9 protein-coding genes are annotated in these 10,089 nt (G+C 62.3%); 8 read left to right on the forward strand and 1 reads right to left on the reverse strand.

The window, feature by feature from the left end; all coding sequences use genetic code 11:
• Nucleotides 1-106 precede the first annotated feature (106 nt).
• The 6 genes from xylB (at nucleotide 107) to IVB41_RS10790 (ending at nucleotide 6,954) form a co-directional block, all read left to right on the forward strand.
• Nucleotides 107-1,552, forward strand: coding sequence for a xylulokinase (gene xylB / locus IVB41_RS10765; RefSeq protein WP_247430802.1), 1,446 nt, complete (start codon nucleotides 107-109; stop codon nucleotides 1,550-1,552).
• A gap of 206 nt (nucleotides 1,553-1,758) precedes the next feature.
• On the forward strand, nucleotides 1,759-3,288 hold the full coding sequence (locus tag IVB41_RS10770; protein WP_247430804.1) for a sugar ABC transporter ATP-binding protein: 1,530 nt from the start codon (nucleotides 1,759-1,761) through the stop codon (nucleotides 3,286-3,288).
• Nucleotides 3,281-4,321, forward strand: a complete 1,041-nt coding sequence (locus tag IVB41_RS10775; protein ID WP_247430807.1) for an ABC transporter permease subunit — start codon at nucleotides 3,281-3,283, stop codon at nucleotides 4,319-4,321. The genes IVB41_RS10770 and IVB41_RS10775 overlap by 8 nt, the downstream gene beginning before the upstream one ends.
• Before the next feature lie 96 nt (nucleotides 4,322-4,417).
• Nucleotides 4,418-5,365, forward strand: coding sequence for an ABC transporter substrate-binding protein (locus IVB41_RS10780; protein WP_247430810.1), 948 nt, complete (start codon nucleotides 4,418-4,420; stop codon nucleotides 5,363-5,365).
• A gap of 340 nt (nucleotides 5,366-5,705) precedes the next feature.
• Nucleotides 5,706-6,008 (forward strand): hypothetical protein, encoded by a 303-nt coding sequence (locus IVB41_RS10785; RefSeq protein ID WP_247399717.1) that lies wholly within the window; start codon nucleotides 5,706-5,708, stop codon nucleotides 6,006-6,008.
• Between the two features lie 298 nt (nucleotides 6,009-6,306).
• Nucleotides 6,307-6,954, forward strand: coding sequence for a hypothetical protein (locus IVB41_RS10790; protein WP_247430813.1), 648 nt, complete (start codon nucleotides 6,307-6,309; stop codon nucleotides 6,952-6,954).
• Nucleotides 6,955-7,113: 159 nt separating this feature from the next.
• Here the strand turns inward: IVB41_RS10790 and IVB41_RS10795 are convergent, their stop codons facing one another.
• The gene (locus IVB41_RS10795) at nucleotides 7,114-7,959 is read right to left on the reverse strand and encodes a c-type cytochrome (protein WP_247430816.1); all 846 of its coding nucleotides are present in this window, start codon (nucleotides 7,957-7,959) and stop codon (nucleotides 7,114-7,116) included.
• A gap of 339 nt (nucleotides 7,960-8,298) precedes the next feature.
• Between IVB41_RS10795 and IVB41_RS10800 the strand changes: the two genes are divergently transcribed.
• Nucleotides 8,299-9,102: a hypothetical protein gene (locus IVB41_RS10800; protein ID WP_247430821.1), complete on the forward strand. Its 804-nt coding sequence runs from the start codon at nucleotides 8,299-8,301 to the stop codon at nucleotides 9,100-9,102.
• A 284-nt stretch (nucleotides 9,103-9,386) separates the two neighbouring features.
• Nucleotides 9,387-9,839 carry a GNAT family N-acetyltransferase gene (locus IVB41_RS10805; protein WP_247430824.1) on the forward strand — a complete coding sequence of 151 codons (453 nt, stop codon included), beginning with the start codon at nucleotides 9,387-9,389 and terminating at the stop codon, nucleotides 9,837-9,839.
• Nucleotides 9,840-10,089 lie beyond the last annotated feature (250 nt).

Consider the following 10,089-nt stretch of genomic DNA (forward strand, 5'->3'; position numbering starts at 1 on the left):
CATGCCAACATCGGGAACGCCATGCCCGCGATGTCATTCCCGCAATGTCGTGGATGCACAAGGCAACGGACGCGCAAGATCCTAAACGTGCAAGGCAAGCAGCATCATGTATCTCGGCATCGATCTCGGCACCTCCGCCGTCAAAATCGTTCTGGTCGACGACGCGCAGCGCGTGGTGGCGAGCCGCAGCCGATCGCTGACGGTCTCCTCGCCGCATCCCGGCCATTGCGAGCAGGACCCGGCACAGTGGATCGAGGCGACTTTCGCGACGCTGGACGCGCTGAAGGCGGATCACGCGCGCGAGCTGGCCGAGGTCGAGGGCATCGGCCTGTCCGGCCAGATGCACGGCGCGACGTTGCTCGACGGCAACCACACGCCGTTGCGGCCCTGCATTCTCTGGAATGACGGACGGTCCTTTGCGGAATGCGCCGAGCTGGAGCGGCGCTGGCCCGCCTTGCGGACGACGACAGGCAACAAGGCGATGCCGGGATTCACCGCGCCAAAATTGCTGTGGGTCGCCAGGCACGAACCGGAGATCTTCGCGGCGACAAAACTCGTGCTGCAACCCAAGGCCTATCTGCGCCTCGTGCTGACGGGCGAGGCGATCGAGGATGTCTCGGACGCCTCGGGTTCGCTGTGGCTCGATGTTGTCAGCCGCGATTGGTCGGATGAGGGGCTCGCCGCGACCGCGCTGTCGCGCCGGCAGATGCCGCGCCTGGTCGAGGGCTGCGCGCCGGCGGCACGGCTGCGGAGCGAGTTGGCGCAGCGCTGGGGCATGACCGGGCGGCCGATGATGGCGGGCGGGGCCGGCGACAATCCGGCGGGAGCCGTCGGCATCGGCGCCGTCAATCCCGGCGCAGCCTTCATTTCGCTCGGAACCTCCGGCGCATTGCTGGTGCCGACCAAGACGATCGCGGCCAACCCGGAGCGGGTCGTGCACACGTTCTGTCACGCCGTCCCCGACCGATGGATTCAGGCCGGCGCGATCCTCTCGGCGGCTTCGTGCCTGGCCTGGATCGCGCGGCTGTTGGGGACTTCCGAGGCCTACCTGCTGGCGCCGCTCGGGTTGCGCCCGAGCGCGCCGTCGCCGGTCAGCTTCCTGCCGTACCTCTCCGGCGAGCGCACCCCGCACGATGATCCCGATGTGCGCGGCATGCTCGATGGGCTCAGTCACGCCACCGATCGTGACGCGATCGTGCAAGCCGTGCTCGAAGGCGTCGCCTTCGCGCTTGCGGATTGCCGGGACGTGCTTGCCGAGACAGGACTGGCGATCGCGGAGGCGGATGTCATCGGCGGCGGTTCGCGGTCGCGGTTCTGGTTGTCGGTGCTGGCCAATGTCCTGAACATGACGGTGCATCGCTTTGCCGACGGCGAAACGGGCGCGGCATTCGGTGCGGCGCGGCTCGGCCGCCTCGCCGTCACCGGTGAGGCGATCGATGCCGTCTGCACCGCGCCACGGCGCGTTGAGACGTTCGAGCCTGAGCCCGCGCTTGCGCAGGCCTATGCAGAGCGGCTGCCGCAATGGCGCCGCCTGTACCGTCCGCGGCGCTGATCGCGATACGCGATGATGTGGCGAAGAAAAGGCATCACGCGCGAGATCGGTTCCGTCTGCAAAAGATAAAAGCAGCGCCGGACCGTTGGTCGGCATGCGGGAGGTATTGCCCTGCGCCACAACCTTTTGTTTAATGCTCGCACCCGCGCCGGGGACGAGACGCGGGTGAGATTGCGATGCCGCCGTCGGCGCATCGGGGAGGTGTGATGAGCGAGCCCATCCTCGAGATGCGCCGGGTCTCTAAATCGTTCTTCAGCATCAAGGCGCTGCGCGATGTCGACCTCACCGTCTACGCGGGCGAGATCCACGCCTTGATGGGCGAGAACGGCGCCGGCAAATCCACCCTGATGAAGATCCTGTCCGGCGCCTACCGGCCGGACCCGGGCAGCGAAATCCGCATCGACGGCCAGCCCGTGCAGATCAGCGGCCCGCTCGGCGGCCGCGCGGCCGGCATCGCGATCATCTATCAGGAACTCTCGCTCGCCCCCAATCTGAGCGTTGCGGAGAATATCTATCTCGGTCGCGAGGTCTCCCGCGGCGGCTTGCTGGCGCGCGAGGCGATGCAGGCCGGCGTCGGTCCGATCCTGGCACGGCTCGGCGCGGATTTCACGCCGCAGACGCTGGTCGCCAATCTTTCGATGGGACAGCGCCAATTGGTCGAGATCGCGCGCGCGCTGCACGCCCGCTCCAGGATCCTGATCATGGACGAGCCGACCACCGCGCTGTCGGCCGGTGAGAGCGAAAGGCTGTTCGCGCTGATCCGCCAGCTGCGCGCCGAAGGTCTCGCCATCATCTACATCTCGCATCGCATGGACGAGGTCTATGCGCTCGGCGATCGCGTCACGGTGCTGCGCGACGGCACGCTGGTCGGTTCGCTCGACAAGGGCGACATCCGCGCCGACACCATCGTCCGGATGATGGTGGGACGCGACGTCTCGTCCTTCTACAAGAAGGAGCATGATCCCAAGAATGAGGCGCGGTCGGGAGCTCCCGTGCTTGCGGCCGTCGACATCGCCGACGGCAGGCGCGTCAAGGGATGTTCACTGGCGGTGCATGCGGGCGAGGTCGTCGGCCTTGCCGGCCTGGTCGGCGCCGGCCGCACCGAGCTTGCGCACCTCATCATCGGCGCCGCGCCGATGGTGTCGGGCCATGTCGAGATCGAGGGGCGGGCGGTCTCCATCCGCACGCCCGGCGAGGCGCTGGACGCCGGCATTGCCTATCTCACCGAGGACAGGAAGGCGCTCGGCCTGTTCCTCGACATGTCCTGCCTCGACAACATCAATCTCGCGGTGCTCGGCCGCGACGCGAAATTCGGCGGCATCCTCGACCGCGACAAGGCCCGCGACCGCGCCAAGCGCGCATTCGCGGGGCTCGGCATCCGCGCCACCAATATCAGTGTTCCCGCCGGCGGGCTCTCCGGCGGCAACCAGCAGAAAGTTCTGCTGTCGCGGCTGCTCGCGATCGGCCCGAAGATCCTGATCCTTGACGAGCCGACGCGCGGCGTCGACGTCGGCGCCAAGTCCGAGATCTATTCGATCATCGACAATCTCGCGAAGTCGGGCACCGCGGTTCTCGTCATCTCGTCCGACCTGCCCGAGATCATCGGCATCTGCGACCGCGTCGTCGTGATGCGCGCAGGACATATCGCCGGGCAGATCCGGCGCGACGCGACATCGCCGCTCAGTCAGGAGGAGATCATGGCCCTCGCCACTGGAACGGAGCAGCTCGATGCCTGAGAACGGCGCTTCCGCGAAAGCGGCCCCCGTGGCGCCCGGTCTTGCCGCCGCGCAGGAGACGAAGCGGCAGCGGACGCGGATGATCATTCGCGCGGTCGGCATGCTGCCGGTGCTGCTGTTGCTGTGCATCGGCTTTCACGTGCTGTCGGACGGCCGCTTCTTCACCGGCCAGAACATCGGCATCGTAGTGCAGCAATCCGCGGTCAATACCGTCCTGGCCGCAGGCATGACCTTCGTCATCCTCACCGGCGGCATCGACCTCTCGGTCGGCTCCATCCTGGCGGCATCGGCGATGGCCGGGCTGATCATCTCCAAATTCCCCGATCTCGGGGTGCTGTGGTTGCCGGCCGCGGTGCTCACCGGTGCGGTCTTCGGCGTTCTCAATGGCGGCTTGATCGCGCTGTTGCGCCTGCCGCCCTTCATCGTCACGCTGGGATCATTGACCGCCGTGCGCGGCGCGGCGCGCCTGCTCGGCGCCGACACCACCGTGTTCAATCCGTCGATCCCCTATGCCTTCATCGGCAACGGCGCCTTGACCCTCATTCCCGGCGTGTTGTCGATTCCCTGGCTCTGGGTGATTGCGTTGCTGGTCATCCTGGTGTCGTGGCTGGTGCTCAAGCGCACCGTGCTCGGGGTGCACATCTACGCGGTCGGTGGCAACGAGAGCGCCGCGCGACTCGCCGGCATCAAGGTCTGGGCCGTGCTGATCTTCGTCTACGGCGTGTCGGGCCTGCTCGCCGGTCTCGGCGGCGCGATGCAGGCGGCGCGGCTCTATGCCGCCAATGGCCTGCAACTCGGCCAATCCTACGAGCTCGACGCCATCACCGCCGTGATCTTGGGGGGCACATCCTTCGTCGGCGGCATCGGCTCGATCTGGGGAACGCTGGTCGGCGCGCTGATCATTGCGGTGTTGTCGAACGGCCTGATCCTGATCGGCGTGTCCGACGTCTGGCAATATGTGATCAAGGGTCTGGTGATCATCGGCGCGGTCGCACTGGACCGCTATCGGCTGCAGGGCTCGGCGCGCACTTGAGAGCAAGAAATGCAGCGGGCGCTGCGCCCTCATGTTCATTCCGTCACGGCAACTGGTCGCCGTGCCGGAGCTTCAAACAGACCAGGGAGGAAGCCAATGTTGAAGTCGATCTCGTTTGCCGGCGCCGCGATGGCGCTCGTCCTGAGCTCCGCGCCGTCCGGCGCCAAGGAGCTCAAGTCGATCGGCGTTTCGCTGGGCTCGCTCGGCAATCCGTTCTTCGTCGCGTTGTCGAAGGGCGCCGAGTTCGAGGCCAAGAAGACCAATCCCAATGTGAAGATCACCACCGTCGGCTTCGAATATGATCTCGGCAAGCAGGTCACCCAGATCGACAATTTCATTGCCGCGGGCGTCGACCTGATCCTGCTCAATCCCGGCGATCCCAAGGCGGTCGGCCCGGCGATCAAGAAGGCGCAGGCCGCCGGCATCGTCGTCGTCGCCGTCGACACCGCGGCCGAAGGCGCCGACGCCACGGTGACCACCAACAATGTCCAGGCCGGCGAGATCTCCTGCCAGTACATCGTCGACAAGCTCGGGGGCAAGGGCGACGTCATCATCGAGAACGGCCCGCAAGTTTCCGCGGTGATCGACCGCGTCGTCGGCTGCAAGAACGTGCTCGGCAAGAATCCCGGCATCAAGGTCCTGTCCAACGACCAGGACGGCAAGGGCTCGCGCGAAGGCGGCCTCACGGTGGCGCAGGGCTATCTGACCCGCTTTGCCAAGATCGACGCCATCTTCGCCATCAACGATCCGCAGGCGATCGGCACTGACCTTGCCGCGCGCCAGCAGCAGCGCACCGGCATCGTCATCACCGCGGTCGACGGCGCACCCGACATCGAAGCAGCGCTCAAGGACCCGCAGGCGACGCAGATCCAGGCCTCCGCCTCGCAGGACCCGTTCTTCATGGCCCGCCGCGCCGTGCAGGTCCGCGTCAACATTCTCAACGGCCAGAAGTCGGCGTCCACCGTCGAGCTGCTGCCGTCGAAACTCGTGACGCGCGACAATGTCGGCGAGTACAAGGGCTGGACCTCGGACCGCTCGCAGTAGCAGGCGGAAGACGGCCGGCGCCGGGTGCGGCGCTGGCCGGCTTGCGTGGCGTGGTGCTAGCTCGGCATGCAGCGTTTGACCGGGGCTGGGTCGACCGCTCTCTCGTTAGGCTCATGATCATGAGGTCGTAGGTTCAAATCCCGTCTCTCATCATAGTCGCAGGCTCGACCAGCCGACGTCCGCTTTTCGACACGAAGCGGGCCCCTGGCTTTCAATGCACCAGTTCAGCTTGTGACCCTCAGCGGGGCCTAACGAGGCACGCCTTTGCGTAGCCGGCTCTCAGGAACGATGAGAACCTCACGTACTTGATATTGGGAAGTTTGCGGATATTCTGACCGAAATGGTTAACCTCTCCAAGCAGCCGATAAAGATGCGCAAGGCGGACGACCTGCACGACCGGGCCTTGCAAGTCGCGGCAGACACCTACCGGCTAAATTTATTCAATCAGCTTACGGGGCGAACGACCCCCAAGGGACCATCTGTCAGCGATGGTGAACTCACCGAAGCCATACGCCAAAGCTTCACGCAGGTGAGCGATGGACGGTTCCGAGAAATGATCGAACTATCGACCGACGCTGCCCTCGAAGCCTACGACAGGGTTTCTGCTGCCTTCAAGTTTTCCCGTTCCCGGCGCTCCAACTGATTGCCTCGCTCGCGGTGCCGATAGCGAAGCTGGTCGGAAAGCCAGAACCCGAACTAGTCCTAGCAACGCGCCCGCTAACGTCGGCTCTGGGCCCGATGCCGACCTTCGCTCGGAAAGCCGAAATGTCTGCTTCTGGGAGATGAGCCGACCAATGTGAAGTAGCCTGCCAAGGGCAGCTTGTGACCCGAAGCGGAAGTTAACAAAGCGCAATCACCCGCTGCTTGGAGGCAAGGGCACCCGCAACAGTTTCTTTGCAATCGGTGCCCTAAACAGAAGCAGCGCCGCTTGGGGAACTTGTATGTCAGCAGTCGCCGCAGTTTTTGCTGTCTGGCTCTTTCTGTTCGGAGTTCTTATGGTCCCCGGCGGCTGGGCAGGCACCTGGATCGCGAGACAGACCAAAAGCTCGCTCTTCGGCTACCTGCTCTGCATTACGTGCGCTCAATTAGTTGTCGTCTGCTCCGCAGTCGTTTTCGCATTCGCGAGGTTTTCGTTCTTTCCTCATTTCAACTCGGGGTCTTCGCAGATCGGGTTCGCCAACCTCATTTTTTTCGTGCCGACGTGTTTCGCTCTTGTGCTCGGTTTTCGTCGCGCAGAGTCGCTGGGCATTGAACCGAAGCAGCCCGCTTCACCGGTTGTTATCCCTCCGCAACAAACCAATACTGCGCTATCCTTTATAAGATCAACGCTCCCTGTTCCGATCCTGTATGCGCTCGTCGGCATCGCCGTATTTGGCTTCTTGGACGCGGCAACTGGGCGGTTCTTCCGCCAATTCATTTCCGATAGTCTAGTAGCAATCGTGCTGTCGGCGTTGGCTGGCGCGGTGATAGGTTATTTGTTTGGGTGGCATAAAGTCAGCGCGATTGGGCTTCCGCGTAGTGCGACGCCTTACGAGATGAACGCCGCCGTTCGAAAGCGCAAGCAGGATGCTCCCCCGTCCGAAGTGTGAGGGTCGAACCCCCAACGTCTCCTTGTGGCCCGTTGCAGACCTCCGCTTACAAAGCCGCTATGTCTGCCTTCAGGAGAAAAGCCGACCCTAGGTCAAGTCCGCGCGGAAGTCAGCCGTGACCCATATGCGACATTTGACGATTGGAAGAATGATCCTGACCTATTCGATCGGTGGAATGGTGCGGACCCACGCGACGATAGCGTCGAGATCCTGCTCAGTCATCTTGCTGAAATAGCGCTGCCGGGCCATAGGCAGCTTGAGCACGCGGCCGTCGCGGCTGATGCCCTCGGTCAGGGCGCGCTTGAGCTCGGGGTCGGTCCACGCGCCCACACCCTTCTCTTTGTTGGAGGAGATGTTGGCGACTACAACTGAACCGAAGGGGCCTTTCATCTCGTGACCGCCCTTGCCCCACCAGTTCTTAAAGTCTTGAGTGCCATCGGGCTTGCGGGAGTGGCATTCCATGCAATGCGCGAGGGTGGCGAGATAGAAGCCGCGCTTGACCTGATCTTGAGGGACCGAGTCACCGATTGATGTTTCGGCGTCCGGCAGTGGCACGGGATACGCCGCGGCCTTATAGACCGGCGGCGGCATCTCGTTGCTTACCGGCTTGGCGGTCTTCAGGTAGGCCGCGATTGCATCGAGATCACCTGGCGTCAGAATTCTGTAGAAGCCGTAAGGCATCTGCGGCGCAACCGAGACCCCGTTCGGTCGCACACCGCTTATCAGCAGTCGCTTGAGATCGTCGTCGCTCGAAGCTCCAATGCCTGTGTCGCGGTCGGGCGTGATGTTTGACCCGTGGACAGTGTAGGCCGGTCCATCCCAGACAATAGATCCGCCGGAAAACCGCCGCTCCATGATGAGACCGCCGGGGCCGCGTGGCGTATGGCAGCCATCGCAGGCCATGACCGCGTTGACAAGGTAACTGCCGCGCTCGATTGGCGTCTCGGCGACGGCTGTAGTCGCGGCGCCACACAAAACCGCGAGTACAGCAACAACGTAGATCATCGCTCCGGCCCCCCGCACTTTTAAAGCTCACTGCTTTCACACTGGAGCCTAGCGGCCGCGCCATATGTGAACTCGTTCACGTCCGGACAAATGTTTTTGTTACCTAGGGCGTATCAGCGAAGTGACTGCCCTTGTCATTGAGGTCCGCTCAGCAGCGATGTCGGAAGGGGGTTTGCTCAGGTTGAGTTCTTCGCATTTTGACCCTGAGCGGAAGTTCCGCCTTGGTCATTCTAAATTGAGCATCCGGCGTCTTAGAGGTTGACGCAACCAGTCCCCGACATTGCTGTGAACCCAACGGCAACAAATTTCTGAAAGACAGGTGTTTTCGGGACGCGGCGTATGAACGGGAAGAAATTGCTTATTTGGATGGGCGGGAGTGTGGCAGCTTGTGCAGCAGCCGTCATTTTTTATGAGCGCAGCCCGCCGAACACATTCAATCCGCTTTGTACCTACAACCTTGCGTATCGCTTAACTGTCACTCTTGAAATCGGGGGGAAGCAATACACTTCCGAGGCTGTCAATCAGCTGACCCGGCCGGCCCATTGGGTTGGGGGGATCAATGGTCGGGGGTGCCCACAGCTACGTGGAACGGCGCTTTCGTTTCGACTGGCGGACAATCGCCTCATTTTGCTAACGACGTGGATTTGTAACACTGCTTTCTCCACTTTCGGCACCATAGATAGAGACGGTGATGGCGTTGGCTATCGTGAGGCGATGCGGGTACATCGAAAGGTCAATATCGCTGCGAAGTGTGTTGGTATCCGTCGATCATACACCTACAATGCTGGTGGCCCCTTTGACGGATTTCTAATCAATGATGCGGATAAGCCTGCCACTTGGCGTGGATTTTTCTTTCATAAGTCTAACGTCGCCACTTTGAACGCTGATGAGGATGTTAGGATCATTTCCGCAGTAGCAGAAGCCGATGATGCTGCACCGGAGGACCAACTCGACACGGTTGCTCCTGCGGTTCTCAAAACAAGGTTTCTGAGCCCGATTTCGGACACGCCAGATTATCTGTTACCTGAACGAAAAGTAGAACCGCAATTCGTTGCATCAAAAGATCCGCTAAGCGACGCGGACAGACTGAGGCTGCAAACCGAAGCGAAGGAGGAAGCGCGCGCTCTGGGCCTCATACACTGACCATCGCCGCCCGGTCGATCACAGCCGGCGCATCGTGCCTGGCTCGTAGCGGCGCGAAATAACTACGGTAGGGTTGAGACGCAGTCCAGTGGCCGCTTCTCACAGGGCGTCCGTTGTTGGCCCGTTCCGAACCAGCTGCGCCGGCACCACCATGTCCGCTGTTCGGGCCGGACTGGAAGAAACAGTAGAGGTCTGCACCGACGCGATTGCCCCAGAAGAGACGTGTTGCGCATGCTGCGATAGGGTCGCTGGGGTACGATTGGCCGAGACCTTGGGGTTCATAAATGCTGAGGCGACTTGCGATTGAAGACATGGATGCTGCGGCCGCTGTCCATCGTACGTCTTTCGACCAAGCTCTGCCAACTCTGGCCGGGCTCCACACTCCAGCGGAGGACCGTTGGTTCTTCAGAGAACGCATTTTTCCGGCCTGCCAACTCTGGGGCTGGTCCAGCGGCCAAGAGCTCGTTGGCTTTATAGCGTTTCGCGATGCATGGATCGACCAACTCTACGTGCTCCCAACGTGGCAAGGCCGTCAGATTGGCCTTACGCTGTTGAATGTTGCGAAGAATCGATTTGCGCACCTGAGCCTCTGGACCTTCCAGCGAAACCAAACTGCACGCAAGTTCTACGAGAAGCATGGTTTTCGGCTTGTCTCAGAGACAGATGGCGCACGCAACGAAGAGAAAGAACCCGATGTTCTGTACTCGTGGCGACGTGACCATCTCCACCAGGAATGACCGCTTGTGGCCCTTAGGTGACTTGGGGGCGGCAGCCGGTCGAGGACCGCTTGTGACCCTGGCTGTGTGATCTTGGTCGTGTAAAAACGCTGTTGCATGACGCGGACCAGCGCGGTTGAGCTCAGGCTATCGCGGTCCGATCAATTTGGGCAAGTTTTACGGCCGCTCGACCAGAACTCATCCTGAGGCAATGTCGGGGCTCTTTTACGCGCCCCATGAACCGCAACGGCCGCGCGGCAACGCCCGTATC

The sequence above is a fragment of the Bradyrhizobium sp. 44 genome, assembly GCF_023073095.1.
Classification (GTDB): Bacteria; Pseudomonadota; Alphaproteobacteria; order Rhizobiales; family Xanthobacteraceae; genus Bradyrhizobium.